Annotated in this window: 28 protein-coding genes; 16 read left to right on the top strand and 12 right to left on the bottom strand. The window is 60.7% G+C overall.

Going from position 1 to position 25,283, the window contains the following annotated elements:
• Positions 1-3 precede the first annotated feature (3 nt).
• Positions 4-621 carry a hemolysin III family protein gene (locus WNY61_RS07625; protein WP_342850871.1) on the top strand — a complete coding sequence of 206 codons (618 nt, stop codon included), beginning with the start codon at positions 4-6 and terminating at the stop codon, positions 619-621.
• On the opposite strand, the gene WNY61_RS07620 is transcribed toward WNY61_RS07625, so the two are convergent.
• Positions 618-974, bottom strand: coding sequence for a YigZ family protein (locus WNY61_RS07620; protein WP_342850870.1), 357 nt, complete (start codon positions 972-974; stop codon positions 618-620). The genes WNY61_RS07625 and WNY61_RS07620 overlap by 4 nt on opposite strands.
• A 4-nt stretch (positions 975-978) precedes the next feature.
• On the bottom strand, positions 979-1,704 hold the full coding sequence (locus WNY61_RS07615) for a M48 family metallopeptidase (RefSeq protein WP_342850869.1): 726 nt from the start codon (positions 1,702-1,704) through the stop codon (positions 979-981).
• Between the two features lie 211 nt (positions 1,705-1,915).
• On the opposite strand from WNY61_RS07615, the gene WNY61_RS07610 reads away from it, so the two are divergent.
• From WNY61_RS07610 to WNY61_RS07555, 12 genes are all read left to right on the top strand, one after another.
• A complete protein-coding gene (locus WNY61_RS07610; RefSeq protein WP_007117540.1) occupies positions 1,916-2,146 on the top strand; it encodes a hypothetical protein in 231 nt (76 codons plus the stop codon).
• A 10-nt stretch (positions 2,147-2,156) separates the two neighbouring features.
• Positions 2,157-3,035, top strand: coding sequence for a branched-chain amino acid aminotransferase (locus tag WNY61_RS07605; RefSeq protein WP_342850868.1), 879 nt, complete (start codon positions 2,157-2,159; stop codon positions 3,033-3,035).
• Between the two features lie 97 nt (positions 3,036-3,132).
• The gene (locus WNY61_RS07600; protein WP_342850867.1) at positions 3,133-3,591 is read left to right on the top strand and encodes a universal stress protein; all 459 of its coding nucleotides are present in this window, start codon (positions 3,133-3,135) and stop codon (positions 3,589-3,591) included.
• An 88-nt stretch (positions 3,592-3,679) separates the two neighbouring features.
• Positions 3,680-4,240 (top strand): NifU family protein, encoded by a 561-nt coding sequence (locus tag WNY61_RS07595; RefSeq protein ID WP_007117543.1) that lies wholly within the window; start codon positions 3,680-3,682, stop codon positions 4,238-4,240.
• A 25-nt stretch (positions 4,241-4,265) separates the two neighbouring features.
• Complete coding sequence (gene tsaB, locus WNY61_RS07590; protein ID WP_342850866.1) at positions 4,266-4,856, top strand: tRNA (adenosine(37)-N6)-threonylcarbamoyltransferase complex dimerization subunit type 1 TsaB; 591 nt, start codon at positions 4,266-4,268, stop codon at positions 4,854-4,856.
• The gene (locus tag WNY61_RS07585; protein ID WP_342850865.1) at positions 4,853-5,308 is read left to right on the top strand and encodes a GNAT family N-acetyltransferase; all 456 of its coding nucleotides are present in this window, start codon (positions 4,853-4,855) and stop codon (positions 5,306-5,308) included. Before tsaB ends, WNY61_RS07585 begins: the two co-directional genes overlap by 4 nt.
• 107 nt (positions 5,309-5,415) lie before the next feature.
• Complete coding sequence (locus WNY61_RS07580; protein ID WP_342850864.1) at positions 5,416-6,417, top strand: BMP family ABC transporter substrate-binding protein; 1,002 nt, start codon at positions 5,416-5,418, stop codon at positions 6,415-6,417.
• A gap of 135 nt (positions 6,418-6,552) precedes the next feature.
• On the top strand, positions 6,553-8,166 hold the full coding sequence (locus tag WNY61_RS07575; protein WP_342850863.1) for an ABC transporter ATP-binding protein: 1,614 nt from the start codon (positions 6,553-6,555) through the stop codon (positions 8,164-8,166).
• Between the two features lies 1 nt (position 8,167).
• The gene (locus WNY61_RS07570; protein ID WP_342850862.1) at positions 8,168-9,328 is read left to right on the top strand and encodes an ABC transporter permease; all 1,161 of its coding nucleotides are present in this window, start codon (positions 8,168-8,170) and stop codon (positions 9,326-9,328) included.
• A gap of 35 nt (positions 9,329-9,363) precedes the next feature.
• Positions 9,364-10,332, top strand: coding sequence for an ABC transporter permease (locus tag WNY61_RS07565; protein WP_342850861.1), 969 nt, complete (start codon positions 9,364-9,366; stop codon positions 10,330-10,332).
• Positions 10,333-10,446: 114 nt separating this feature from the next.
• Entirely contained in the window at positions 10,447-11,361 is a 915-nt protein-coding gene (locus WNY61_RS07560; RefSeq protein ID WP_342850860.1) for a sulfite exporter TauE/SafE family protein, read from the top strand.
• The gene (locus WNY61_RS07555; protein ID WP_342850859.1) at positions 11,358-12,125 is read left to right on the top strand and encodes a TIGR02186 family protein; all 768 of its coding nucleotides are present in this window, start codon (positions 11,358-11,360) and stop codon (positions 12,123-12,125) included. The genes WNY61_RS07560 and WNY61_RS07555 overlap by 4 nt, the downstream gene beginning before the upstream one ends.
• Here the strand turns inward: WNY61_RS07555 and WNY61_RS07550 are convergent.
• The 4 genes from WNY61_RS07550 to WNY61_RS07535 form a co-directional block, all read right to left on the bottom strand.
• Positions 12,122-13,660, bottom strand: coding sequence for an AAA family ATPase (locus WNY61_RS07550; protein WP_342850858.1), 1,539 nt, complete (start codon positions 13,658-13,660; stop codon positions 12,122-12,124). The two genes, WNY61_RS07555 and WNY61_RS07550, sit on opposite strands and share 4 nt — an antisense overlap.
• 80 nt (positions 13,661-13,740) lie before the next feature.
• On the bottom strand, positions 13,741-14,460 hold the full coding sequence (locus tag WNY61_RS07545; protein WP_342850857.1) for a LuxR family transcriptional regulator: 720 nt from the start codon (positions 14,458-14,460) through the stop codon (positions 13,741-13,743).
• A gap of 348 nt (positions 14,461-14,808) precedes the next feature.
• Positions 14,809-16,089, bottom strand: a complete 1,281-nt coding sequence (gene ccrA / locus WNY61_RS07540) for a crotonyl-CoA carboxylase/reductase (protein ID WP_342850856.1) — start codon at positions 16,087-16,089, stop codon at positions 14,809-14,811.
• Between the two features lie 125 nt (positions 16,090-16,214).
• The gene (locus WNY61_RS07535; RefSeq protein ID WP_342850855.1) at positions 16,215-17,612 is read right to left on the bottom strand and encodes a 1-acyl-sn-glycerol-3-phosphate acyltransferase; all 1,398 of its coding nucleotides are present in this window, start codon (positions 17,610-17,612) and stop codon (positions 16,215-16,217) included.
• A gap of 167 nt (positions 17,613-17,779) precedes the next feature.
• Between WNY61_RS07535 and WNY61_RS07530 the strand changes: the two genes are divergently transcribed.
• The 3 genes from WNY61_RS07530 (at position 17,780) to deoD (ending at position 21,082) form a co-directional block, all read left to right on the top strand.
• Entirely contained in the window at positions 17,780-19,747 is a 1,968-nt protein-coding gene (locus tag WNY61_RS07530) for a protein meaA (protein WP_342850854.1), read from the top strand.
• 82 nt (positions 19,748-19,829) lie between these two features.
• Positions 19,830-20,174 carry an H-NS histone family protein gene (locus WNY61_RS07525; RefSeq protein WP_342850853.1) on the top strand — a complete coding sequence of 115 codons (345 nt, stop codon included), beginning with the start codon at positions 19,830-19,832 and terminating at the stop codon, positions 20,172-20,174.
• Between the two features lie 203 nt (positions 20,175-20,377).
• Positions 20,378-21,082, top strand: a complete 705-nt coding sequence (gene deoD, locus WNY61_RS07520; RefSeq protein ID WP_342850852.1) for a purine-nucleoside phosphorylase — start codon at positions 20,378-20,380, stop codon at positions 21,080-21,082.
• Between the two features lie 133 nt (positions 21,083-21,215).
• On the opposite strand, the gene WNY61_RS07515 is transcribed toward deoD, so the two are convergent.
• From WNY61_RS07515 to sdhC, 6 genes are read right to left on the bottom strand one after another with little or no spacing between them, the layout of a single operon-like run.
• A complete protein-coding gene (locus tag WNY61_RS07515) occupies positions 21,216-21,431 on the bottom strand; it encodes a hypothetical protein (protein ID WP_342850851.1) in 216 nt (71 codons plus the stop codon).
• 54 nt (positions 21,432-21,485) lie between these two features.
• Positions 21,486-22,265 (bottom strand): succinate dehydrogenase iron-sulfur subunit, encoded by a 780-nt coding sequence (locus tag WNY61_RS07510; protein WP_342850850.1) that lies wholly within the window; start codon positions 22,263-22,265, stop codon positions 21,486-21,488.
• Between the two features lie 10 nt (positions 22,266-22,275).
• A complete protein-coding gene (locus WNY61_RS07505; protein ID WP_342850849.1) occupies positions 22,276-22,611 on the bottom strand; it encodes a hypothetical protein in 336 nt (111 codons plus the stop codon).
• Positions 22,611-24,416 carry a succinate dehydrogenase flavoprotein subunit gene (gene sdhA / locus WNY61_RS07500; protein ID WP_342850848.1) on the bottom strand — a complete coding sequence of 602 codons (1,806 nt, stop codon included), beginning with the start codon at positions 24,414-24,416 and terminating at the stop codon, positions 22,611-22,613. The genes WNY61_RS07505 and sdhA overlap by 1 nt, the downstream gene beginning before the upstream one ends.
• A gap of 29 nt (positions 24,417-24,445) precedes the next feature.
• Positions 24,446-24,817: a succinate dehydrogenase, hydrophobic membrane anchor protein gene (sdhD, locus tag WNY61_RS07495; protein ID WP_040700195.1), complete on the bottom strand. Its 372-nt coding sequence runs from the start codon at positions 24,815-24,817 to the stop codon at positions 24,446-24,448.
• Between the two features lie 11 nt (positions 24,818-24,828).
• Entirely contained in the window at positions 24,829-25,212 is a 384-nt protein-coding gene (sdhC, locus tag WNY61_RS07490; protein WP_007117564.1) for a succinate dehydrogenase, cytochrome b556 subunit, read from the bottom strand.
• Between the last annotated feature and the right edge of the window lie 71 nt (positions 25,213-25,283).

The raw sequence follows: 25,283 nt of genomic DNA, 5'->3' as shown, positions 1-25,283 counted from the left end.
TTCATGAGCTATCCGACCTCCACCGCTGAGACTTTGGCCGACGGCACAGTGCATGTGCTTAGCCTCGGGTTTGCTATTCCTGCCAGTATCTTGCTGATGATCCATGCAGGGCAAGAGGGGCAGTTGACCGCGACGGCGATCTACGCCGGTTGTATTCTCGCCTCTTTCACTGCCTCCGCCGTCTACCATCTGCTGCCCTTCGACCGCAGCCGCGCTTTTCTGGGCCGCGTCGACCACGCCGCGATCTATTTCAAAATCGCGGGCACCTATACGCCGCTTGTGATGGTGATCGGTTCGGGCTTTGCCTATGGCATTCTCGGCGTGGTCTGGGCTTTGGCGGTGATCGGCGCGGTGGCCAAACTCTGGTTCTGGCGCACGGATGCGCGCGGATCACTGGCGCTCTACCTCGGAATGGGCTGGCTTTCCGTCCTGCTGATTTATCCGATGTGGCACAATCTGCCCGGTGCCGCACTGGCGCTGGTGGCGGTCGGCGGCCTCACCTATTCGGCGGGAACATTGATCTACGCCCATCCCGGCATGCGCTATCAAAACGCGATCTGGCATGTGTTCGTGCTGATCGCCACGGCCTGTTTCTTTGCCGCAATTGCGCTGAGCCTCTAGGCCGCGCGTTCGTCAAGGTAGGCCCGCACGCAGGTCTGGACATGGCGAAAGCGGTCGCCGCCAAGGTGTTTCCCGCCATACCAGCGCGTCACCACGATCAGATGATCCTCCAGCCCTTCGCGCTCCAGCATTCGCACGATCACCATTCCGGCCCCGGATTCGCCATCGTCACCTTTAAGCGGCCCGCCGTCTGACAGGAGCACCGCCCAAGTGTTATGCGTGGCCTTGGCGTAGGATTTGTCGCGCCTGAGGTCTTTCAGCGCGGCATCAACTGCCGCACGGTCCCGGGCATCACAGCCCGACACCGCGTATTTTGACCCGCGGTCGTTCAGCACATGCCCCAGTTTGAGCAATCCGTCACAGCCCTGCCATGGTGCGGCGCACAGTGTCGATCCGGGAACTGTTGGGCGGATGCGTGCCAAGGAAACGATCACCCGGATCGGGAATGCGGGTAAAGAATTCCGCCCCCCGCAGCGGGTTGTATCCGGCCCGCGCAGTGATGATTGTGCCAAGGGCATCGGCCTCAAGCTCAAAGTCTTTGGAATAGCGCCGCGCCCCAACCTCTGCGCCCAGTTCCTGCGCCGTGCGCACAGCGGTTGCGTCACCACCGCTCAGCGTGGCGATCCCAGCAAAGATCACCGCACCTGCCATGGCGTTTTGCTGCTGACGGGCAATGTGGCCTGCGATGTGGTGCGCGGTCTCATGGCCCAGAACAAAGGCCAATTCATCTGCGTTCCGGGCGTCCGCGATCAGCGCCAAGGTGAATGCAACAATCGGGCGGCCATTCTTATCAAGCGTTTGGAAGGCGTTGGCCGGCTGTCCGGGACGGTCGTCCACAACGATATTGAAATCGCAGTTCAGCCCGGTGGTGCGGTTGCGGCACTCACGCTCGGCCACCGGCTCAAGCGTGCGGACCACCTGCACAAAGCTGCGCGCAGCGGCGCTGGCGTTGAGCCTTGAGTCGGATTCCTGCGTTGTTCTACGCGTATCTGAGGGTATCGGCCCTGTTTGAATAGGTGCCACGTCACAGGCCGAAAGTAGGGCAATGACGCCAAGTGCGCCCAGGGCATTGATAAATCTCACGACAGTTCCTCGCTCGGTTTGTCCAACCCCCTCTCTATCATGAGCCGCCCCCGCTGCCACCCCCGTTCACGGAGCTTTGACGCCCCACCGAACGTGGCCTTGCGCTCGCGAGCACACAGCCCATCTTGCGCTTGGCCGCACAAAGCCTGTCTTGCGCTCGCGAGCACAAAGCCTGTCTTGCGCTCGCGAGCACAAAGCCTAATGTGCCCTTATGTTTACCATCGAGCATGAATTCGACGCCACCGTCATCACCCTGATTGACGAATCCGACGCCCCCCTGCGCGAGGACGTGACCGTCTCTGCTTTTGCAGAAGAGATCACGATCGAGCAATGGGACGCGCGCACAGACCGTGTGGCCAAGATCACCCTGTCCCCCGCGCAATTGCGCGATCTGACAGCGGCCTTAAACCTGCCCGAGGGCATCTACCGCAGCAATTCCTAAGGATCGTCACATGGCCACTGGCACAGACATCAAGACCTATTTCAACGGCGCATGGCACGACGGCGATCTGCCCACCATCAAGGCCGCAGACCACGGCGCATGGCTGGGCACCACCGTCTTTGACGGGGCGCGGCTGTTTGACGGGCTCGCCCCCGATCTGGAAGCGCATTGCGCTCGGATCAACCGCTCGGCCCGCGCGTTGATGATCACCCCCACGGTCGAAACCGAGGATATGATCGAAATGTGCCGCGAAGGGCTGAAAAGCTATTCGCGCGATCAGGCGGTGTATATCCGTCCGATGTATTGGGCGTTGGCCGGTGATGAGCTGGGCATCGTGCCCCGCGAAGGTGCCACCGGATTCGCCATCAGCCTTGAAGCAATCCCCATGGCCCCACCCGAGGCCGCCACGACCCTGACCCGCACCCGTTTCCGCCGCCCGGTTCTCGAAGACAACGTCGTCAACGCCAAGGCGGGCTGTCTGTATCCCAACAACGCCCGCATGATGGTCGAAGCACGCTCCAAAGGGTTCGGCAACGCACTGGTGGCCGATGCCATGGGCAATGTCGCCGAAAGCGCCAGCGCCAACGTCTTTATGGTCAAGGATGGCGAGGTTTTCACCCCCATCCCCAACGGCACCTTCCTTGCCGGGATCACCCGCGCGCGGCATATGTCGAACATGCGCGACGCGGGCATAAAGGTGCATGAGAAGGTGCTGGGCTTTGATGATTTCCACGAGGCTGACGAGGTCTTCTTGTCGGGCAATATGATGAAGGTCACCCCCGTCAGCGCCTTTGACGAAACGAAATACGGCACCGGTGCAAACCAAAACCCGGTCACGCGCCAAGTACGTGAAATGTATTGGGATTGGGCCGCCAGTCAGCGCGGCTAACGGCCCGGTCGGCTGCGGCGCGTGAAAGCATTTGCCAGCGCCGCCCGCCCGCGCCATGATCGCACCGCACCGTCAAGTGGTGCGGAGAGAGGGTTTGATGCGTAAATTCTTAGTGGTGCTGGACGATAGCACCGAATGCCTGAACGCCATGCGTTTCGCCGCCCTGCGCGCCGCGCGTACCGGGGGCGGCGTGGCCGTCCTCTCAGTGATCCCGCCCGAAGAGTTCAACCACTGGATTGGCGTTGGTGATCTGATGCGCGAAGAGGCCCGCGAACGGATCGAGGTGCATTTTGAGGTTTTCGCCAAATGGATGCGCGACAAACAGGGCGTTGATCCCGAGTTGATCATCCGCGAGGGCGAACCTACCGATGAGATCATTCAGCAACTCTCTGACGACCTGGACATCGGTGTTCTGGTGCTGGGCGCAAGCGGTGACCGCAAGAAAGGCCCCGGCCCGCTGGTGACGCAATTGTCCCGCTCTGCAGGGGCATTGCCAGTACCGATTACCATCGTCCCCGGCGATCTCAGCAAGGAACGTCTTGAAGCGATCACCTGACGCACCCCCAGATTAGAACCGTTCTAAACCTTGACTTGCAGCCCCTGCGGGCGCATATCAGACCCACGCCGAAAGCGAGGTAAACCCTATGTTCATCCAGACCGAATCCACTCCGAACCCCGCAACGCTCAAGTTCCTGCCGGGCCAGACCGTGCTGGAAATGGGCACCGCAGATTTTCCGACCCCAGACGCCGGGGCGACATCGCCGCTGGCCCAACGGCTCTTTGCTGTTGAGGGTGTGACAGGCGTGTTCTTTGGCACCGATTTCGTCACCGTGACGAAGCAAGACGCAGTGGAATGGGACCATGTGAAGCCCGCCCTGCTCGGCGCGATCATGGAGCATTTCCAGTCAGGCGACGCAGTCATGGCCTCCGACCACCAGCCCACATCGGGCCACGCCGCACATGACGGCGAAGATGGTGAAATCGTCGGCCAGATCAAAGAGTTGCTGGACAGCCGCGTGCGCCCTGCCGTGGCCCAAGATGGTGGCGACATCACCTTCCACGGCTTTGAGCGTGGCGTTGTCTATCTGCACATGCAAGGCGCCTGCGCGGGTTGCCCTTCGTCCACGCTGACGTTGAAAATGGGCATCGAAAATCTGCTGCGTCACTACATCCCTGAGGTGACAGAGGTTCGTCCGGTTGCCTGAGAAGTCAGACACGAGGCCGCTGATTTTGGCCTTCGACACATCGGCCGCGCATTGCGCGGCCGCTTTGCTGTCGGGCAACCGAGTATTGGCGTCGCGCGTCGAGCCGATGGCCAAAGGACAAGCCGAACGTCTGCTGGTGCTCTGCGAAGAGCTGCTGGCGGAGGCGGGTGTGACCTACAGCGACCTCACGGCCCTTGGCGTTGGCATCGGACCGGGCAATTTCACCGGCATCCGCATCGCCGTCTCCGCCGCGCGCGGGCTGGCGCTTGGCCTTGGCATACCGGCGGTCGGGGTCGATGCCTTTGACGCATTGCGCGAAGGCCATGACGGCCCCTGCGCCTGTGCCGTAGATGCACGCCGCGATCAGGTCTTCCTCCAAGGCTTTGACAACGCGGAGATTTCTACCCCCGGCCTTTACGACGCTGCCGCCCTCCCCGCCTTCACCGGCCCCTTGATCGGCGCAGACGGTGAGCCGCCCGCGATGCCAGTGGCCGAAGCCATCGCCCGCATCACCGCCCGCCGCTATGCCAGCAACCCACCGCGCCCCGCGCCGCTTTACCTGCGCCCCGCCGATGCAGCACCCGCACGCGATGCGCCCCCGGTGCTTCTGCCGTGACATCGGCAGAGCTTGCCGCCCTCCATGCCGCCGCCTTTATTCTAGACAGGCCGTGGCAAGAAGCGGAGTTCGACAGCCTGCGCGACAGCCCTTTCGTGCATCTTTTCACCCGGCCCGGTGGCTTTGCCCTGACCCGCACTATCGCAGGCGAATCTGAGTTGCTGACCCTCGCGGTCGATCCCAGCTACCAACGCCAAGGTTTGGGCCGTGCGCTGCTGCGCGACTGGTTGGCCGCCCTGCCCGCCGACTGCGACAGCGCCTTTCTTGAGGTCGCAGCAGACAACCATCCCGCCCGCGCGCTCTATGCCAGTGAGAACTTCGCCCAAGTCGCAACCCGACGTGCCTATTATGCGCGCATCGATGCTCCAGGCGTCGATGCTTACATCCTACGCCGCGACTTGACCCGTGGTCACTCTGGCGATCTTGCCGCACTGCACGCAAAAAGCGGTTGACCCACCCCCCTGCCTGCGCCCTAAATTGCACCTGATCAATTGATCCACAAACGCCGAGGCGGCAGCATTTGCCAGACCGCCCGGCACCACAAACCGGGAGACGATAAATGACCCTCATGACAAAATTCCTCGGCGCAGCCGCAGGCATGGCCCTCACTTCGGGCGCCGCGCTGGCCGAACCCGCACTGATCTTTGACCTCGGCGGCAAGTTCGACAAAAGCTTTAACGAAGCGGCGTTCAACGGCGCGTCCCGCTGGGCCGAAGAAACCGGTGGCAAATTCGCCGAGATCGAAATGCAGTCCGAAGCACAGCGCGAGCAGGCTCTGCGCCGCTTTGCCGAATCCGGTGCCAACCCGATCATCACGATGGGTTTCGCCATGGCCGATCCGCTCTCGACCGTCGCACCTGACTACCCCGACACAAAATTCGCCGTGGTCGACGTGAACTGGCTCGACCTGCCCAACGTCCGTCAGGTCAGCTTTGCCGAGCATGAAGGCTCCTATCTCGTCGGCGTCATGGCCGCGATGGCGTCTGAATCCGGCACGGTCGGCTTTGTCGGTGGCATGGATGTGCCGCTGATCCGTCACTTCGGCTGCGGCTACGCGCAGGGCGTTATGGCCACCAACCCCGATGCCAAAATCGTCGCCAACATGACGGGCACCACCCCCGCCGCTTGGAACGACCCCGTCAAAGGCTCCGAGATCACCAAAGCGCAGATTAACCAAGGCGCTGACGTGGTCTACGCCGCGGCCGGTGGCACAGGCGTGGGCGTGCTGCAGACCGCTGCCGACGAAGGCATCCTCAGCATTGGCGTGGACAGCAACCAAAACCACCTGCACCCGGGCAAAGTCCTGACCTCGATGCTGAAGCGCGTCGATGTCGCGGTCTATGACGCGATGATGGCCGGTGAAAACCTCGAAGTTGGCGAAGTCGTGACCCTCGGCCTTGCCGAAGAAGGTGTCGGCGTCGCCATGGACGAGCATAACGCCGATCTGGTCACACCCGAGATGAAAACCGCAGTCGAAGAGGCGCGCCAGAAGATCATCGACGGTGAGATCAAAGTGGTCTCCTACTACGAGAACGACAGCTGCCCGGCGCTGGACTTCTGAACTTAGATTAACCAAAATGACCCTAAGGGCCGCGCCGTTCCATCGGCGCGGCCCTTTCCGAACATGACACCGTGACCCGGACAGAGATGGGCCAATTCCAGAGCAAGGGCCGCCACGCCCGCAGGACCTTTTGATATGACCGACACCGCACACGGCTCCGCTCCAGCGATCGAACTCAAGGGCATTTCCAAAGCCTTCGGCCCGGTACAGGCCAACAAAGACATCTCGATCCGCGTGATGCCCGGGACGATCCACGGGATCATCGGCGAAAACGGCGCGGGCAAATCGACGCTGATGTCGATCCTCTATGGGTTCTACAAAGCCGACGCGGGTGAGATTTTCATCAGCGGCAAAAAGACCGACATTCCCGACAGCCAAGCCGCGATTGCGGCGGGCATCGGCATGGTGTTCCAGCACTTCAAGCTGGTCGAAAACTTCACCGTGCTGGAAAACATCATTCTGGGCGCCGAAGATGGCCGCCTGCTGAAGCCCTCGCTGTCGAAGGCCCGCAAAACGCTGATCAGCTTGGCCGAAGACTACGGCCTCAACGTCGACCCCGACGCACTGATCCAAGACATCGGCGTTGGCATGCAGCAGCGCGTGGAGATCCTCAAGGCGCTCTACCGTCAGGCCGATATCCTCATTCTCGACGAACCCACTGGCGTGCTGACCCCTGCCGAGGCCGACCAACTATTTCGCATCCTTGGCCGCCTGCGGTCTGAGGGCAAAACCATCATCCTCATCACCCACAAGCTGCGCGAGATCATGGAGATCACCGACACCGTGTCGGTCATGCGCCGTGGCAAAATGACTGCAACCGTGAAGACCGCTGAGACCTCGCCGCCCGAACTGGCCGAGCTGATGGTCGGCCGCAAGGTCTTGCTGCGCGTCAATAAAAAGCCCGCCACCCCCGGCGATGTCATTTTGGATGTCAAAGGATTGCGTGTCGTCGACAGCAAAGGCGTCGAGCGTCTGCGCGGCATTGATCTGCAGGTTCGCGCAGGCGAAGTGCTGGGCCTTGCGGGCGTGGCGGGCAACGGCCAATCCGAACTGCTCGAAGTGCTGGGCGGCTATGCCGATGGCACCGGCAGCGTCACGCTGAATGGCACCCCGCTGGACCTCTCGGGCAAGAAATCTGACGGCCAATCGCGCCGCGCGCGCGGTGTGGCCCATGTGCCCGAAGACCGCCAGCGCGAAGGTCTGATCATGGATTTTCAGGCGTGGGAGAACAACGTCTTCGGCTACCACAGGGATGAGCGTTTCCAAAGCGGTATGCTGATGGACCATGCCGCGATCCGCGCAGACGCCGAAGACAAAATGGAACGTTTCGACGTGCGCCCGCCCGATCCGACGCTTGCGGCAAAAAACTTCTCCGGCGGCAACCAGCAAAAGATTGTTCTGGCGCGTGAGATTGAGCGCAACCCTGACCTCTTGCTCATCGGCCAGCCCACACGCGGCGTCGACATCGGCGCGATTGAATTCATTCACGAGCAGATCATCGCCCTGCGCGATCAGGGCAAAGCGATCTTGCTGATCTCGGTTGAACTCGAAGAAATCCTCGCTCTGTCGGACCGCATCGCGGTGATGTTCGACGGGCAGATCATGGGCGAACGCGCTGCCGATCAGACCGACGAAAAGGAATTGGGGCTGCTCATGGCAGGCATCACCGACACTGAAAACGAACATAGCGTGGCCGAAGTTGAGGCCAATCTCGCCCGCGTTGGCGGCGACGCCAGCAAGGAGGTCTGAGATGGACGTGATGCCAAAATGGGCCGAGGTCATCCTCGTGCCGCTGATCTCTTTGCTGCTGGCGGCCCTGCTCTCGGCGCTGGTGATCCTCGCCATTGGGGAAGACCCGATTGCCGCCGTGACGCTAATGGTCAAAGGCGCGCTCGGCTCGACCTATGGCTGGGGCTACACGCTTTATTACGCGACCAACTTCATCTTCACCGGCCTCGCCGTTGCCGTCGCCTTTCACGCGCGGCTGTTCAACATCGGCGGCGAAGGTCAGGCGATGCTGGGCGGTCTCGGTGTGGCCATTGCCGCACTCTATATCCCCTGGCCGCATTGGACGCTGGCGCTGATCGGCTGCGGTGTGATGGCCGGGCTTTTGGGCGCGATCTGGGCCGCGATTCCCGGCTGGTTGCAGGCCAAACGCGGCAGCCACGTCGTCATCACCACGATCATGTTCAACTTCATCGCCGCCGCCCTGCTGAACTATGTGCTGGTTAACGTCATGCGTCCGCCCGGCAGCATGGACCCGGCCAGCGCGCGCTTCCCCGAAGCCGTGCATCTGCCCACGCTGCATGAATTGCTCGCCCCTCTGGGCATCGCATTCTCCAAATCCGCCCCGGCGAACGTTTCACTGCTGGTGGCCGTGGCGGCCTGTGTGGTGATCTGGCTGCTGATCTGGCGCACCCGTCTGGGCTATGAAATCCGCGCCTATGGCCATTCGCAGCCTGCGGCGAAATACGCCGGCATCTCGCCCGTGCGCATCACCATGGTCACCATGATCATCTCGGGCGCGCTTGCGGGTCTGATGGCGATCAACAACGTCATGGGCGAAAGCGAACGTCTGGTCTTGAACGCCACAGAAGGCGCGGGCTTTATCGGCATCGCCGTGGCGCTGATGGGGCGTTCGCACCCGGTTGGTGTCTTCTTCGCCGCCCTTTTGTTCGGTTTTCTCTACCAAGGCGGCGCCGAACTAGCCCTTTGGACCTCGATCCCGCGCGAATTGATCGTCGTGATCCAAGCGCTGGTGATCCTCTTCACAGGCGCGCTCGACAACATGGTGCGGATGCCGCTGGAACGGCTCTTCTTGATGTTCCGCCGCCCCGGCCCCCCTGCCAACTCCGCTGACAGCGAGCCCAAACCCGGCCCCCGCAGCGCCCAGTCGGAGAGCGCGGAATGAGCCCTTATACCCCCCTGAGAAAGCGGGTCTGACCTATGGACTATATCACGCTCATCCAACTGCTCGACAGTACCGTGCGCCTCGCCACACCGCTGCTGCTGGCCTGCCTTGCCGGTCTTTTCTCCGAACGCGCGGGTGTCTTTGACATCGGGCTTGAGGGCAAGATGCTGGCCGCCGCCTTCTTCTCGGCGGCGCTGGCATCGATCACCGGCTCGGTTTGGCTTGGCCTCGCGGCGGGCATTGGCGCGTCCATGGTGCTCAGCGCCGTGCACGGGCTGGCTTCGATCACCTTCCGTGGCAACCAGCTGATCTCCGGCGTTGCGATCAACTTCCTCGCCGCCGGTATGACGGTTCTGATCGCGCAAGACTGGTTTGCCCAAGGCGGCCGCACCCCGTCGCTCTTTGGCGGCGCGCGGTTCGAGCCGATCACCCTGCCTTTTGCTGATGCCGTGGCCGATGTGCCGATTATTGGTCCGCTCTACGAAGAACTGATCTCGGGCCATTCGATCCTTGTCTATGCCGCCTTCCTTGCCGTGCCGCTGACATGGTGGATCCTGTTCCGCACCCGTTTTGGCCTGCGTCTGCGCGCTGTGGGTGAAAACCCTGCCGCAGTCGATACCGCTGGCGTCTCGGTCGTCGGTTTGCGCTATGCCGCTGTGGCCATCGCTGGGTTGCTTTGTGGCGTGGCGGGGGCTTACCTCAGCACCGCGCTGCAGGCAGGCTTCGTCAAGGACATGTCCGCTGGTCGCGGCTTCATCGCGCTGGCCGCTCTGATCTTTGCCAAGTGGCGGCCTTGGTACGCGCTTTGGGCGACCCTGCTCTTCGGCCTGTTCGGCGCGCTGGAAACGCGCCCCGATGTGATCCAATCAGTGATCGGCATCAAGGTTCAAGGCCAGCTCTTGGGCGCTCTGCCCTATCTGATGACCGTAGTGATCCTCGCGGGCTTCGTCGGCAAGGCGATCCCGCCCCGTGCAGGCGGCGAACCCTATGTGAAAGAACGCTGACAAACCTCTCCGGCCCTTGCACCCGAGGGCCGGATCGGCGCAACATATTCTAAGGGTCGCATCACTGCGACGCGCTATCTTGAATCGCGCGGCCGTTCAGGGCTAGGAAACGTCATGCAAATCTACCTGCCCATTGCCGAAGTATCGGTTAACGCCTTTCTCCTTCTAGGATTGGGCGGAATTGTGGGCATCTTGTCAGGCATGTTTGGCGTCGGCGGCGGGTTTCTGATCACCCCGCTGCTCTTCTTTGTCGGCATCCCCCCTGCCGTGGCCGTGGCCACCTCGACCAACCAGATCGTTGCGTCGTCTTTTTCGGCCCTGCTCGCACATCTGAAACGACGCACGGTGGATTTCCGAATGGGCTGGGTGCTGCTGGCTGGGGGTCTGATCGGCTCCGGCATTGGCATGTTTATCTTTAACTACCTAAAGTCGCTCGGTCAGGTCGATCTGCTGGTGACCCTTTGCTACGTGATCTTTCTGGGCATCATCGGCGGGCTGATGTTCTTTGAATCGCTCCGCGCCATCCGCCGCAGCCGTAAGGGCGGGCGCGTGCAGCGCAAAAAGCATTATTGGGTTCACGGCCTGCCCTTCAAGCTGCGTTTCCGCGTTTCAGGTCTTTATATCTCGGTAATCCCGCCCGTGTTGGTTGGCGCAGCGGTCGGGATGCTCTCGGCCATCATGGGCGTCGGCGGCGGCTTTATCATGGTGCCTGCGATGATTTATCTGCTGGGCATGCCGACCAAGGTCGTGATTGGCACCTCGCTGTTGCAGATCATTTTCGTGACCGGTTTTACCACCATGCTGCACGCGACCACCAACCAGACGGTCGACATCGTGCTGGCAGTGCTTTTGCTGGTCGGCGGGGTGTTGGGCGCACAGGTCGGTACGCGGATCGGCGTGCGGATGCAGGCCGAACAGTTGCGCATCTTGCTGGCGGTGCTGGTCCTCGCGGTCTGCGGCAAGCTTGCGCTTGATCTGCTGTTGGAACCGGCCGAGCTCTATTCCCTCAGCCCGGTGGCGGCAGAATGATCCGCGCAGTTTTCGCATTCGTTGGCCTGTTGTTCACAGCTCTCACCGCCACGGCGGAAGAGGAGATCGTGCTGGGCCTCAGCCAAGCCGAAGTCTCCATCACCACCAATTTCGATGGGTCCGAAATTCTCGTCTATGGCGCTGTCAAACGTGAAACTCCGATCCCCGAAGGCGCGCCGCTTGAGGTGGTCATGACCGTTTCTGGCCCCTCGACCCCGATCATGGTGCGGCGCAAGGAGCGGCGGTTTGGCATCTGGGTCAACGTGGACGCCGTCGAGGTCGACCGCGCGCCGAGCTTCTATGCGGTGGTCACCTCTGGCCCGCTGTCCGAAGTGCTTAAACGCATCGAAGACCTGCGCCACCGCATCTCCATCCCCCGCGCCATCCGCTCGGTCGGGGCCCCGATGGAGATCGAAAACCCGGTTAAATTCACCGAAGCCCTAATCCGCGTGCGCACGGCTTCGAACCTTTACCAAGTCATCGAAGACGGCGTGAAGGTTGACGAACAGACCCTCTTCCGCGCCGCCGTGGCCCTACCCGCCTCCCTCACCGAAGGCGCCTATGACACGCGGATTTTCTTGACCCGTGGCGGCGATGTGGTCGCGCAGTATGAGACGGTGATCGACGTGCGCAAAGTCGGGATGGAGCGGTGGCTGTTCAACCTTGCCCACGAACAAGCGTTTATCTACGGGCTGCTGTCGCTGTTTATCGCCGTTTCGGCGGGCTGGGTTGCCTCAGCGGTCTTCGGGTTGCTGCGCCGCTAAGCCGCGCCGTCTTCGGTCGCCTCCAACGTCAGCGCTGCGGCCGGAGCGGCGCGCAGATCATCGACGCGCAGCGGCCCAGATGGTTTGCTTAACCGGTTGCGCACCACCCAGATCAGCCGCTCCTGCGCGCGGGTGATGGCAACGTAGGCAAGCCGTTTCCAAAGCGGTTGCCCGGCCTCACTTCGCCCCATTCGCGCGGCAGCATAAAGATCGGGCGCAAAGACCTGCACGCTTTCCCACTGGCTGCCCTGCGCCTTATGGATCGTCACAGCAGCGCCGTGCAGAAACGTAGCCCCCATCCGCGCTGCGAAGGGGATGAAAGGCTCTTCCTCATCCGGTTTCTCGATCTTCACGATCGACGCGGCACTCACCTGCGGGTCTTCGGCACCTAGGACGTGCAGGCGGCTGAACCCCGGCTTGCGCCCCTCGCCTAGATAGACCACCTGCGCGCCTTTGATCAGGCCGCGCGCCTCTAGATCCAACCGCTTCTTGCGGTGTTTCAAGGGCAGTTCGATCCCGTCGCAGATCAGCGGCTCACCGGCCAGCAGCGCATCTTCGGGCGCACCGTGCACCGCACGGAATGCGTTGATCAGCCGGATGCGCGTCGCGTTGCGCCAGACCAGTACCGGGCTGCGCGCCATCAGATCGACCTCAACTCGCTGGCCCCAGACCACCCGGTCATCGCGGCGCGCGGCGTCTTCGATCATCCGCTCAAAATCATGAAACTCAAGCTGAGGATCGGCCAGCGCATGGGCCAGATCGAGGATCGGGTTGTCAGCTTGCTGCCGGTGGATGCGGTTAAGGTTCAGCACCCGTTTCTCGGGCAGCTTCTCAAACACCATTGTGCCCGACTGCCCCACTGGGGCCAACTGCGCAGGATCGCCGAACAGCAGAAGCGTCGGGAAAATCTCTTTCAGGTCTTCGAACTGCTTGTCATCCAGCATCGAGCTTTCGTCGACAAATCCGATATCCAGCGGGTCTTCGCGGCGCTTCCACCCGGTGATAAAGTCGCTGCCGCGCAAGCCCGCCGCCGCCAAGGCGCCCGGCACAGATTTGTTGTTTGCGAAAAACGCGGCGGCTCGGTCAAGGGCGATATCGCTAAGCCCCTCAATGTTAGGTTTCTCACCGTTGCCCGTCAGCCATTCAGCGATGCGCTCGTATTCGGGGTGATAAACCGGTGTATAGAGAATGCGGTGGATCGTCGTCGCAGGCACGCCGCGCAGGCGCAGCACGCTTGCCGCTTTGTTCGTCGGCGCGAGGATCGCCAGCGTGCGTTTCTCGCGCTTCTTGCGCGATTCGTAATCGCCCGAAACGATGTCGACGCCCGCCGCTTCCAAGGCACGATAAAGCTCGGCCAACAGCAGCGTTTTGCCCGATCCGGCCTTGCCCGTCACCGCCATCACCTGATCCGGCCCGCCTGCAGGCGGCATCAGCAATGAATCGTCCAAATCAATGCCCGCAGAGCGCAGCATTTCAGCCACCTTATCATGGGCGGCGGCTTGGTCTTCGGAATAGGTCAGCGCGGTAGATGTCATTGGGCGACCCTAATTGAGCCCCGCGCCGGGGGCCAGATGGCTTCGCCCTGCCTGCCCGCGATTCCGCTCAAATAGCTCGCTTAAACCACGATCAATCCCCGGCTTAGCGCCCGCGCGACCGCGTGGGTGGTGTTTGAGGCACCCAGTTTGAACCGGGCGCTTTCGACATAGGCGCGCAGCGTGTGTTCCGAGATCGACAGTCGCTGGGCGACCTGCGCACGGTTATAGCCCACCGCCAGTAGCGTCATTGCATCCACCTCGCGGGGTGACAACGCCTGCACCGCCCCCGGCCTGCGGTTTGGCGCGAGCGCGAGCGCCTTTTCGTTGAAACAATGTGCCGCCCAGATCAAGTCGCGCCGGTGCCGGGCGGTGAAACTTGCCCAAAGGGCATCGGTGCAGCTGTGGTTTGTCGTAAACAGCGCAAATTGCCCATGCGGCCCGCGTACAGGCACCGAAAACCCCTGATTGCCCACGCCATGATCCGATGCATCCCGGCGGAATTTCCGCGCCGCCCGCGAGGTCCAATCAAGGTCTTTCCAATCCACCGGCTCAAACCGGCGATAGCAGCCGCTGACCACCGGATCGATGCGCAGGTAATTGTGTTCGTGGTACCGCTCGGACCAAAGCGCCCCATAGGTGCCGCAGCCATACTGTTCGCCCGCCGTGTCGATCCAATGATAGACAACATGCAAAATGCCATAGTGGTCGCGCAGGGCTTCGCTTACCTGCCCAAGCGCGGCCTGCCCATCAGCCTGAGCCAGCCTTTCCCAAATCTGTTCCAGATGCGGCTCTATCTTCATGCGGCCTGCCTGCGATCCTCTCGCGCTGCGCGGACATTTCAGCCAGAGCAATAAGCGCCGCGTCGTCCAACTGTTCCGCCGTGCGGGGCAGATGGTTTGCCGTGGCGAAAGCCCTTAGATCGGCCAATACGTCCAATATCCAATCGTCTTGCATGAGGGTCGCCCGGTTTTGGTTAATGGCAGATTAATACAACCTTAGCATGTACGTGATTTCGCACCATCCGCGCATTTTACCCCCCCGTAAATGGCGGGACCGGCTGCGCCTAAGCCTCTGTTTCCCCTGAGGGGCAAACGAAAACCCCCGCGGCCAAGGCCACGGGGGTTCCTAATTTCATCAATGGGTCAGGCTTAGTCGCGGGCCATCACCGCGTCTTCGAGTGTACGCAGTCCGGTCGTCGGCGCCTGCACCAAGACAGACATGTTGCCCGGCTTATGCTCATTGCGCATCATCTTCATATGCGCCTCAGGCAGATCAGCCCAGCTAAAGACCTCGGACATGCAGGGATCAAGGCGGCGTTCCATCATCAGTTTGTTAGCCGCACTTGCCTGCTTGAGGTGGGCAAAGTGGCTGCCCTGCAAACGCTTCTGGTGCATCCACATGTAGCGCACGTCGAAGGTCAGGTTGAACCCGCTCGTGCCCGCGCAGATCACGACCATGCCGCCTTTTTTCACCACGAAGGTCGAAACCGGGAAAGTCGCCTCGCCGGGGTGTTCGAACACCATGTCGACGTTCACACCCTTACCGGTGATGTCCCAGATGGCCTTGCCGAACTTGCGGGTCTCATTGAACCATTCTTTGTATTCCGGCGTGTTCACCGTGGGCAACTGGCCCCAGCATTTGAAATCCTTGCGGTTCAAGACGCCCTTGGCCCCCAAATCCATCACGAACTGGCGTTTGCTTTCATCTGAGATGACGCCAATCGCATTGGCGCCTGCCGTGTTGATCAACTGAATCGCATAAGAGCCCAAACCGCCGGACGCGCCCCAGACCAACACGTTTTGACCGGGCTTCAGGTCATGCGGTTCATGGCCAAAAAGCATCCGGTAAGCGGTGGCCAGCGTCAGCGTGTAGCACGCACTCTCTTCCCATGTCAGATGCTTGGGGCGCGGCATAAGCTGTTGGCTTTGAACGCGGGTGAACTGCGAGAATGACCCATCCGGTGTCTCATAACCCCAGATCCGCTGGCTGGGGGAATACATCGGGTCGCCGCCGTTGCACTCCTCATCGTCGCCGTCGTCTTGGTTGCAATGGATCACGACCTCATCGCCGACCTTCCAACGCGTGACCTTATCACCTACCGCCCAAACGATGCCCGAAGCATCGGAACCGGCGATGTGATAGGGCTGCTGGTGACCGTCAAAAGGGCTGATCGGCACGCCGCGCGCAGCCCAGACACCGTTATAGTTGATCCCTGCCGCCATAACCAAAACCAGCACATCTTGGCTGTCGAGCTCTGGCACATCAACAACTTCCTGCAACATCGCGCTGTCCGGGTCGCCGTGACGCTCGCGGCGGATCGCCCAAGCATACATCTGTTTCGGGACATGACCCATTGGGGGCATTTCGCCCACTTCATAGAGGTCTTTTTGCGGGGCGTCATAGTCGGCGTGTTTCGTATCCAGTGCCATGTGGGCCTCCTGCCGGTAATCTGTGTCTACAAGGTCTGTGCCGCACTGCAGAATCGCGTCGGCTCCCCTTTGGGATATGGCCCACCGCGCAACATTGCAACCCCTAGAAGTCTACTTTTGTAATTTTATGACCCAGCAGCTGCAGCATTTTGCGCCGCAGGTGCAGCATCCCCGTTAGAGAAATGCGCAATAGAATTCGCATAGAACGCCAAAACCGGCTCCTGCCCTGCCATCACTTGCAGCCCATGCTCAGTCTCAGAAATGACGCCGCGTTTTTTCAGTCTGGCAGCGGCACGGGCGACACGTTCAGGAAGAACATCAGGTTTCGGCACGCGGTTGCGTGCTGGCATCTGCTGCAGCGTGGCCTCTACTTTCGCAAGCAGATCGGCGTGCTTCAACGGCGCGGTTTCTTGCAACATCACCCGCGCGATCAAGGGCACGGTCAGCACCGGCATCGCCTCCGCGATCCGGTCCATCAACATTTCAGAAAGCACAGTGACCGGCACATCCGCGCCCGCGCGCCGCAAGGACAGCGGATCACCAAAAGTCACCGCAGCGGTGCCAAACCGCGTGTCATGCCCGCGCATCCGCCGCCACATCTTGCGCAAGACGAACCCCACAATCACCGTGATCCGCGCGCCAAAGCGTCGGTCGCCCCGCTGCCCGGCGGCGATCAACACGCGGTCTTCGAGCACCCGGTCATAGTTAATCGCCACCGGCACAAAGATGATGTCGCGCTCGCCTTCGGGGTCGAACCCTTCCACCACATAAGACAGCAACCCCACCTTGGGCGGCTGCAGCGCGCCAGTTAAGCTGAGCCCCCCTTCGGGATAGAACGCCTGCGTCACCCCGCCTGCCGTGGCCATCTGCACATAGCGCGCCAGCACCTTACGATAGAGCGCCCCGCGCGATCGCCGCCGGATAAAGTAAGCGCCCAAAGAGCGGATCAAAATACTCAACGGCCAGACCCGCGCCCACTCCCCCACCGCATAGCTCAGCGCTGAGGACCGCGCGGCGAGATAGGTCACCAGCATGTAATCCATATTCGAGCGGTGGTTCATCACGAAAACCACCGTCGCGTCGCGCGGCAGGGAGGCAAAGGTCGTCTCGTTGCTCTCTGCCGTTTCGATCCGGTAGACCGCATTGGCCAACAGCCGCGCCAGCCGGATGCCAAAGCTGAAATAAGCGAATGCCGAAAAGCGCGGCACGATCTCGCGAGCATATTCGCGGGCTTTTTGAAAGGCGACATTCTCCGGCACGCCATTGCTGCGGGCGTAGTTGACGATCTCTTGGCTGACCTCCGGATCATAGATCAACCGCTGGATCATATCATGCCGCCGCGCCAGCTTGAACGGCTCGATGGGCCGGGTGAGCCGCTTGTTCAATCGCGCCACCGCCCGTTCAAGCCGCCGGCGAAAGAACCAGCGCACCGAAGGCAGCAGAAAGTGGCTCAGCGCCGTGACGGCTGCGAAAACCACGATGAGGATGAACAGCCAAAGGGGCAATTGCACGGTCTGCGTCATGGCTTAACCCTTACAGCGCGGGGCTGAGAGAACAATATTTATCTGTTTCTGGCCGCGCCGCAGCCGCACAGGTGATGCCGCAACGCAGCGAATTGACAGAGGCATATTATTTCCCCTATCAACGATGTAACGCAACTTTATTGCCACACCGATTCAAGAGGCTCCCGATGACGCAACCGCAGAAAGACCGCCCCTGGCTCATTCGTACCTATGCGGGCCATTCCACCGCCGCTGCATCCAACGCGCTCTACCGCTCGAACCTTGAGCGCGGTCAAACTGGCCTGTCGGTTGCTTTCGATCTGCCAACCCAAACGGGCTATGACAGCGACCATGTGTTAAGCCGCGGAGAGGTTGGCAAAGTCGGCGTGCCGGTGAACCATCTTGGCGATATGCGTGCGCTATTTGACGGAATTCCACTTGAGCAGATGAATACGTCTATGACGATCAATGCGACGGCCCCTTGGCTGCTGGCGCTATATATCGCCGTGGCCGAGGAACAGGGTGCGGATGTCGCAGCCCTACAAGGCACAGTGCAAAACGATCTGATTAAAGAATACCTCAGCCGGGGCACCTATATCTGCCCGCCCGCACCGTCGCTCAAGATGATCGCGGATGTGGCCGAGTATTGTTATAAGAACGTGCCAAAATGGAACCCGATGAACGTCTGTTCCTATCACCTGCAAGAGGCCGGCGCGACGCCAGAACAGGAATTAGCATTCGCCCTCGCCACCGCCACTGCCGTGCTTGACGCGCTAAAGCCCCGTGTCCCTGCCGAGGATTTTCCGCAATTGGTGGGGCGTATTTCCTTTTTCGTGAACGCCGGCATCCGCTTTGTCACAGAGATGTGCAAAATGCGCGCTTTCGTAGACCTTTGGGACGAAATCTGCAGTGAGCGTTATGGTGTAGAAGATCCCAAATTCCGCCGTTTCCGCTATGGGGTGCAGGTCAATTCGCTTGGCCTAACCGAACAACAGCCCGAAAATAACGTTTACCGTATTCTCATTGAAATGCTGGCCGTGACCCTTTCGAAGAAAGCCCGCGCCCGCGCCGTGCAATTGCCCGCATGGAACGAAGCGCTTGGCCTGCCCCGGCCCTGGGACCAGCAATGGTCAATGCGCATGCAACAGATCATGGCCCATGAAACCGACCTTTTGGAATTCGACGATCTTTTCGATGGCAACCCAGCAGTCGATGCCAAGGTCGAATTGCTCAAAGAAGGCGCACGGGCCGAATTGGCGAACTTGGACGGAATGGGCGGTGCCATTTCCGCGATTGACTACATGAAAGGCCGTCTGGTCGAAAGCAACGCCGATCGCCTACGCCGGATAGAAAGCGGTGAAACGATCGTGGTTGGTGTTAATAAATGGCAACAGGGTGCCCCCTCTCCGTTGATGACCGGCGCCGGGGATATCATGCAATCCGATCCGGGGGCTGAGGCCGATCAGCTAGCCCGCCTTGAGGCATGGCGCGCGGCGCGTGATGAGGAGGCAGTCAAGCAAGCGCTGGCCGATCTACGCGCCGCAGCCAGCGCGGGCGACAATATCATGCCTGCGTCTATCACCGCGGCCAAAGCAGGTGTCACTACAGGCGAATGGGCCGCACAGATGCGCGCCGTTCACGGAGAATACCGTGGACCTACAGGGGTTTCCTCAAGCCAGTCCAATAAGACCGAAGGGTTGGAAGATTTGCGCGACGCCGTAGATGCCGTCAGCGATCGTTTGGGTCGCAGGCTTAAGTTCCTTGTCGGCAAACCAGGGCTTGATGGCCATTCCAACGGGGCCGAACAAATCGCTGTGCGCGCCCGCGATTGCGGCATGGACATCAGCTATGAGGGCATCCGCCTCACCCCCGCCGAAATCGTCGAAGCCGCCCAAGCGGAAGAGGCCCATGTGGTCGGTCTTTCAATTCTCTCTGGATCACATGTGCCTTTGGTCGAAGACCTGATGAAACGTATGCGCGACGCGGGGTTAAATCATATTCCGGTTATCGTCGGTGGTATTATTCCCGAAGCCGACGCAACCCGCTTGCGGGCCGCCGGGGTGGCGCAGGTTTATACGCCAAAGGACTTTGAATTGAATGTCATTATGAATGATATCGTCACCCTAGTAGACCCCGCCGCAGTTGCAGCTGAATGATTTGACACAAAATTTTTCGTGCAATTAACTATTTCGCTCTATAATTCCCTTACCAGCACAATCTGGAAAGGAAAAAACAGATATGGAAAAAGACCTGAAATCCATGAGCCGCAAGGATCTGGAGAAACTTTTGTCGGATGTCAGAAAGGCGTTGCAGGCGGCGCAGACACGCGAGCGGCGTTCTGCACGCAAAGCGGCCGAGAAGGCAGCGGCGGAATATGGCTTTTCCCTCAATGACTTGTCCGACGACAAACCCGAACCTAAGAAGGCGAAAAAGCCGCGCAAGGTTGCTGCGGGCCCGAAATCGAAACCCCAGTTCGCCAATCCCGAAAACTCTTCGCAGACTTGGACTGGAAAAGGCCGCCAACCGAATTGGTTTCGCGCCCAGGTAGAAAACGGCGCCGATCCAGAGTCGATGCGGGTCTAAACTATTCTCGATTTACGGGAATTGGACGCCGATGAATTAGATTTCATTGGCGTCTTTTTTTTGTGAAAATGCAATTTCCGAAATGAACGCGGCACAGTTTTGCAGGGCCCATGCCGACATTACGTTATCCCCGCGCGGCCCATCAGTGCCCTTGTGAACCGCGCGCCTCACAGGCAAAATGCGCCAAACATAAGGAGTTAGAAATGACCGTCCATATTGGCGCAAAACCCGGCGATATCGCTGAAACCGTATTAATGCCCGGCGACCCGTACCGCGCAAAATGGGCCGCAGAGACCTTTCTTGAAGGGGCCGAACTGGTCAACGAAGTGCGCGGCATGTTGGGCTTTACCGGGACTTGGCGCGGCAACCGTGTAACGATCCAAGGATCCGGCATGGGCATGCCGTCGCTGTCGATCTACGCCAATGAATTGATGATGGAATATGGCGCCCAGACCTTGATCCGCATTGGTTCGTGCGGGGGAATGCAGCCCCATGTCGGCATTCGCGACGTGATCATCGCCATGACAGCCAGCACAATCACCTCTCCCTCCTCCGGTATTTTTCGGGAATTAAATTATGCCCCCTGTGCCGATTGGGGGCTTTTGCGCGCTGCTGTGACGGCTGCTGAGAAATTGGATGCCAAGACCCATGTCGGTGGCATCTATTCCTCGGATGTCTTTTACGCCGAACGTCCTGATCTGGATGAGCAGATGGTCCGCCACGGTATTCTGGGCGTCGAGATGGAAGCAGCTGAACTTTACACGCTGGCCGCGCGGCACAAGCGTCGGGCGCTGGCGGTATTGACCGTAAGCGATCATCTGCAGACTGGTGAGGCGTTGCCTTCAGAGGACCGCGAAAAGAGCTTTGGCGATATGGTTGAGATTGCGCTGGAAGCGGCATTTGCCTGAGGGTCGCGCCCGCTGAGAGTGCGGACGGTATTTGAAAAAGGATGAAAAGGCGCGGCAAGGTCGCGCCATTTGCCTTTGTTGTGGTGAACGTTAGGCGCGCGTGGCTTTGTTCGGGGGACGCGTTGAGCGCGGCTTACAGGCGCGGTGCATCGAGCCCTTTGAGGCAGCGATCAGGCGGCCCTTCGCTGCGGTAAGCTTCGGCCCCGCAGGCGACGCATTTGTATTTGCGCAAGCTCCCCTTGTCGCCTGTGCGGTCTTCGCGCCAGCGGCAGTCGCGTGTGGCTGCGTTGCGCCGGGCGAAGATCATCACGATAACGAAGACGATTATGATGACGAATGGCAGGATCATGGTGCAAACCAAAGGCCCGGCGCTTGGCCGGGCCTTGTTGTCAGACGGTGTTGATCAGACGGTCCGTTCGACCATCAGTTTCTTGATATTGGCAATCGCTGCTGCCGGGTTCAGGCCCTTGGGGCAGGTCTTGGCGCAGTTCATGATCGTGTGGCAGCGGTAGAGTTTGAAGGGGTCTTCCAACTCATCCAGACGCTCGCCTGTGGCTTCATCGCGGCTGTCGATGATCCAGCGATAGGCGTGCAGCAGTGCTGCTGGCCCAAGGTAGCGGTCGCCGTTCCACCAGTAGCTGGGGCAGGATGTCGAGCAGCAGGCGCACATGATGCATTCATAGAGCCCGTCGAGCTTGGCGCGGTCGTCGATCGACTGCTTCCATTCTTTGCGCGGCTGCGGTGTCTCGGTTTCGAGCCAGGGCTGGATTGAAGCGTGCTGGGCATAGAAGTGGGTCAGATCGGGGATCAAATCCTTGACCACCGGCATATGCGGCAGCGGGTAGATTTTAACCACGCCGTTGATCTCTTCCATGCCGTAAGTACAGGCCAGCGTGTTGATCCCGTCGATGTTCATGGCACAAGAGCCACAGATGCCTTCGCGGCAGGAACGGCGGAAGGTCAGCGTGGGGTCAATCTCGTTTTTGATCTTGATCAGCGCGTCGAGGATCATCGGGCCGCAATCGTCCATATCGACGAAATAGGTATCCAGCGCCGGGTTTTTGCCGTCGTCGGGGTTCCAGCGATAAACGTGGAACTCGCGCAGGTTGGTGGCGCCCTCAGGCTTGGGCCATGTCTTACCGCTGGTCATGCGGGAGTTTTTCGGAAGCGTCAGTTGAACCATTTTGCGTCTCCTAAAGCGTCATGCCGGCTGCGGGCGCGGCGGCCAGCAGGCAGGATCGGGTCTCGGGGCGCGACAGGATCGTGCGCACAGTGCCCGTTGTGGTGTCCTCTACGCCGACAACAGCGGCGCGGGCCAGTTCGCGCAGTTCCAGCGCGTCGGCATTGTCGATAATGCAATCGGTGAAGGGGGTGATGAGCCCTTTGGGCACCTGCGGGAAGCGGGTGGCCAAGATTTCGGTCACCACGCCTTTGGAGCCTTGGCGGGCAGTGTCATCCACGACCTGCTGAACTTCGACACAGGCCGTGAGCGCCGTGAGGCTGGCTGCAATGAGTACGGTGCGCAGCATCAATACACCCGTGCCTTGGGGGCGATCTTTTTCATGTCGATCCCGCCTTCGTCTTCTTTGGTCAGCGGGTCGAGGTGCACGGCGCGGTAGGTGAGTTTCGCGTCATTGCCATCGAACCACGCCAACGAGTGCTTGCGCCATTCGTCGTCGTTCCGATCTGGGTAGTCTTCGTGTGCGTGCGCGCCACGGCTTTCCTTGCGCGCGGCGGCGGCGGTGATCGTCGCGGTGGCGTTGGGCATGAGGTTGGTTAGCTCCAACGTCTCCATCAGATCAGAGTTCCACACGAGGCTGCGGTCGGTGACATGCAGGTCGTTGAGCTTGCCTGCGACCTCGATCATCTTCTCGCGGCCCTCTTCCAGCGTCTTGTCGGTGCGGAAGACGGCAGCATCGGCCTGCATGGTCTTTTGCATCTCAAGGCGCAGTTCCGAGGTCGGTGTGCCGCCCTTGGCGTGGCGCAGACCGTCGAAGCGGTCGAAGGCCTTGGCGACGGAGGCCGGGTTCGCCGTTGGCACGGCAGTCTCGGGATCAACGATCTTGGCGGCGCGGATCGCGGCGGCGCGACCAAAGACCACGAGGTCAATGAGCGAGTTGGAGCCGAGGCGGTTGGCCCCGTGCACGGAGGCGCACCCCGCCTCGCCCACGGCCATCAAGCCGGGTGCGATGGCGTCGGGGTTGTCGGCGGTCGGGTTCAGCACTTCGCCCCAATAGTTCGTGGGGATACCGCCCATATTGTAGTGCACCGTCGGCAGAACCGGGATCGGCTCTTTCGTTAGGTCTACACCAGCAAAGATACGCGCCGATTCAGAGATGCCCGGTAGGCGCAGGTCCAGCGTTTCTGGCGGCAAGTGGTTCAGGTGCAGGTGAATGTGATCTTTATTCTCGCCCACACCGCGGCCTTCGCGAATTTCCATCGTCATGCAGCGCGAGACAACGTCGCGCGAGGCCAAATCTTTGTAGGTCGGCGCGTAGCGTTCCATGAAACGCTCGCCTTCGGAGTTGGTCAGATAACCGCCCTCGCCCCGCGCGCCTTCGGTGATCAGACAGCCCGCACCATAGATGCCGGTGGGGTGGAACTGCACGAATTCCATGTCTTGCAGCGGCAGGCCCGCACGGGCCGCCATGCCGCCACCGTCGCCGGTGCAGGTATGGGCCGAGGTGGCCGAGAAGTACGCTCGGCCATAGCCGCCGGTCGCCAGCACCACCATTTTGGCGCTAAACAGATGCATAGTACCATCGTCCAGCTTCCAGCAGAGCACGCCTTGGCAGACACCGTCATCCGACATGATCAGGTCGATTGCGAAGTATTCGATGAAGAACTCGGCCTTCTGCTTCAGCGACTGACCATAGAGCGTGTGCAGGATCGCGTGGCCGGTCCGGTCCGCGGCAGCACAGGTGCGCTGCACGGGGGGGCCTTCGCCGAATTCGGTGGTGTGGCCGCCGAAGGGGCGCTGGTAGATCTTGCCCTCTTCGGTGCGCGAAAACGGCACGCCGTAGTGTTCCAGCTCATAAACCGCCTTGGGCGCTTCGCGGGCGAGGTATTCCATCGCATCCGTGTCGCCCAGCCAGTCAGAGCCTTTGACCGTGTCATACATATGCCACTGCCAGTTGTCGGGGCCCATGTTGCTCAGGGAGGCCGCGATGCCGCCCTGCGCCGCTACAGTGTGCGAGCGGGTTGGGAAAACCTTGGAGATACAAGCCGTGCGCAGCCCCTGCTCCGCCATGCCCAATGTCGCGCGCAGGCCAGCACCGCCTGCCCCCACCACGACAACGTCATATTCGTGGGTTTCATATTCATATGCTGCCATTAGATCGGTCTCCCGTTTGGGCGTATTGTTTACAGGGCGAGCTTGGCAATGGCGAAGACGCCGACTGCTGCTGCGCCGTAGCTGATGATGGTCATCACGATGATGGCGATTTTATTGGCGAGACCGTGGACATAGTCCTCGATCAGCACCTGCACGCCGTCATTGAAGTGTTTAAAGCCCACGATCAGCGTCAGCGCCGCTACGATGGCCGGGAATGGCCGCGCGTAATAGGCGAGGATTTCTTCATAGGTGCCGCCAAGGGCGCTGCCGAAGGTAAAGACAAAAAGCGGGATCAGCACCAAAAGCGCCAGCGAAGAGACTTTCATCGCCCAGAAATGCGCGGTGCCGGTTTTGGCCGAGCCGAGGCCGAGGGCGCGTTTGCGGTCTGTCATATAAGCCATGGGTTCGCTCCTCAAACGATGATGACGGTCAGGACGGTCAGCACGACAGACCCGATCAGCGCGGCGATGCCCAGCTTCTCAGCGGTCGGCACGTCGAGCATGCGGCCCGTGTCCCAGATCAGGTGCCGGATACCGGCGAGCGTGTGATACCACAGGCCCAAGAGCGACAGGGTGAACACCAAGTCACCGAACCAGCTGGTCATGATCCCGTTTACCGTATCGAAATACTCAACCGAAGTGGCCGCAGCGAGGAACCACCAGACGATCAGCAGCGCGGTGATCAGCATCGCGTTGCCAGTGATCCGCGTGAGGATCGAAGTCATGGAGGTCAATTGCGGGCGGTAGATTGTCATATGCGGGGAAAGCGGGCGGTTACCCCGGTTCACATCGGCCATGGCGCGGTCCTTTGTCCTGTGCTTTGCATCTTGATAGCGGTTTTTACGGGACTGTCACGGGGAACTCCCGA

Origin of the sequence: Sulfitobacter sp. AS92, from assembly GCF_038900015.1 — a bacterium.
Classification (GTDB): domain Bacteria; phylum Pseudomonadota; class Alphaproteobacteria; order Rhodobacterales; family Rhodobacteraceae; genus Sulfitobacter.
The sequence above is the reverse complement of the archived record's forward strand: the minus strand, read 5'-3'. Positions and strand labels throughout refer to the sequence as shown.

What these genes read in the sequence shown, in the direction of transcription:
- WNY61_RS07625 (WP_342850871.1), top strand. Translation starts at nt 4, where the DNA reads ATGAGCTATCCGACCTCCACCGCTGAGACTTTGGCCGACGGCACAGTG.
- WNY61_RS07610 (WP_007117540.1), top strand. Translation starts at nt 1,916, where the DNA reads ATGTTTACCATCGAGCATGAATTCGACGCCACCGTCATCACCCTGATT.
- WNY61_RS07605 (WP_342850868.1), top strand. Translation starts at nt 2,157, where the DNA reads ATGGCCACTGGCACAGACATCAAGACCTATTTCAACGGCGCATGGCAC.
- WNY61_RS07600 (WP_342850867.1), top strand. Translation starts at nt 3,133, where the DNA reads ATGCGTAAATTCTTAGTGGTGCTGGACGATAGCACCGAATGCCTGAAC.
- WNY61_RS07595 (WP_007117543.1), top strand. Translation starts at nt 3,680, where the DNA reads ATGTTCATCCAGACCGAATCCACTCCGAACCCCGCAACGCTCAAGTTC.
- WNY61_RS07580 (WP_342850864.1), top strand. Translation starts at nt 5,416, where the DNA reads ATGACCCTCATGACAAAATTCCTCGGCGCAGCCGCAGGCATGGCCCTC.
- WNY61_RS07575 (WP_342850863.1), top strand. Translation starts at nt 6,553, where the DNA reads ATGACCGACACCGCACACGGCTCCGCTCCAGCGATCGAACTCAAGGGC.
- WNY61_RS07570 (WP_342850862.1), top strand. Translation starts at nt 8,168, where the DNA reads ATGGACGTGATGCCAAAATGGGCCGAGGTCATCCTCGTGCCGCTGATC.
- WNY61_RS07565 (WP_342850861.1), top strand. Translation starts at nt 9,364, where the DNA reads ATGGACTATATCACGCTCATCCAACTGCTCGACAGTACCGTGCGCCTC.
- WNY61_RS07560 (WP_342850860.1), top strand. Translation starts at nt 10,447, where the DNA reads ATGCAAATCTACCTGCCCATTGCCGAAGTATCGGTTAACGCCTTTCTC.
- WNY61_RS07555 (WP_342850859.1), top strand. Translation starts at nt 11,358, where the DNA reads ATGATCCGCGCAGTTTTCGCATTCGTTGGCCTGTTGTTCACAGCTCTC.
- WNY61_RS07550 (WP_342850858.1), bottom strand. Translation starts at nt 13,660, where the DNA reads ATGACATCTACCGCGCTGACCTATTCCGAAGACCAAGCCGCCGCCCAT.
- WNY61_RS07545 (WP_342850857.1), bottom strand. Translation starts at nt 14,460, where the DNA reads ATGAAGATAGAGCCGCATCTGGAACAGATTTGGGAAAGGCTGGCTCAG.
- ccrA (WP_342850856.1), bottom strand. Translation starts at nt 16,089, where the DNA reads ATGGCACTGGATACGAAACACGCCGACTATGACGCCCCGCAAAAAGAC.
- WNY61_RS07535 (WP_342850855.1), bottom strand. Translation starts at nt 17,612, where the DNA reads ATGACGCAGACCGTGCAATTGCCCCTTTGGCTGTTCATCCTCATCGTG.
- WNY61_RS07530 (WP_342850854.1), top strand. Translation starts at nt 17,780, where the DNA reads ATGACGCAACCGCAGAAAGACCGCCCCTGGCTCATTCGTACCTATGCG.
- WNY61_RS07525 (WP_342850853.1), top strand. Translation starts at nt 19,830, where the DNA reads ATGGAAAAAGACCTGAAATCCATGAGCCGCAAGGATCTGGAGAAACTT.
- deoD (WP_342850852.1), top strand. Translation starts at nt 20,378, where the DNA reads ATGACCGTCCATATTGGCGCAAAACCCGGCGATATCGCTGAAACCGTA.
- WNY61_RS07515 (WP_342850851.1), bottom strand. Translation starts at nt 21,431, where the DNA reads ATGATCCTGCCATTCGTCATCATAATCGTCTTCGTTATCGTGATGATC.
- WNY61_RS07510 (WP_342850850.1), bottom strand. Translation starts at nt 22,265, where the DNA reads ATGGTTCAACTGACGCTTCCGAAAAACTCCCGCATGACCAGCGGTAAG.
- WNY61_RS07505 (WP_342850849.1), bottom strand. Translation starts at nt 22,611, where the DNA reads ATGCTGCGCACCGTACTCATTGCAGCCAGCCTCACGGCGCTCACGGCC.
- sdhA (WP_342850848.1), bottom strand. Translation starts at nt 24,416, where the DNA reads ATGGCAGCATATGAATATGAAACCCACGAATATGACGTTGTCGTGGTG.
- sdhD (WP_040700195.1), bottom strand. Translation starts at nt 24,817, where the DNA reads ATGGCTTATATGACAGACCGCAAACGCGCCCTCGGCCTCGGCTCGGCC.
- sdhC (WP_007117564.1), bottom strand. Translation starts at nt 25,212, where the DNA reads ATGGCCGATGTGAACCGGGGTAACCGCCCGCTTTCCCCGCATATGACA.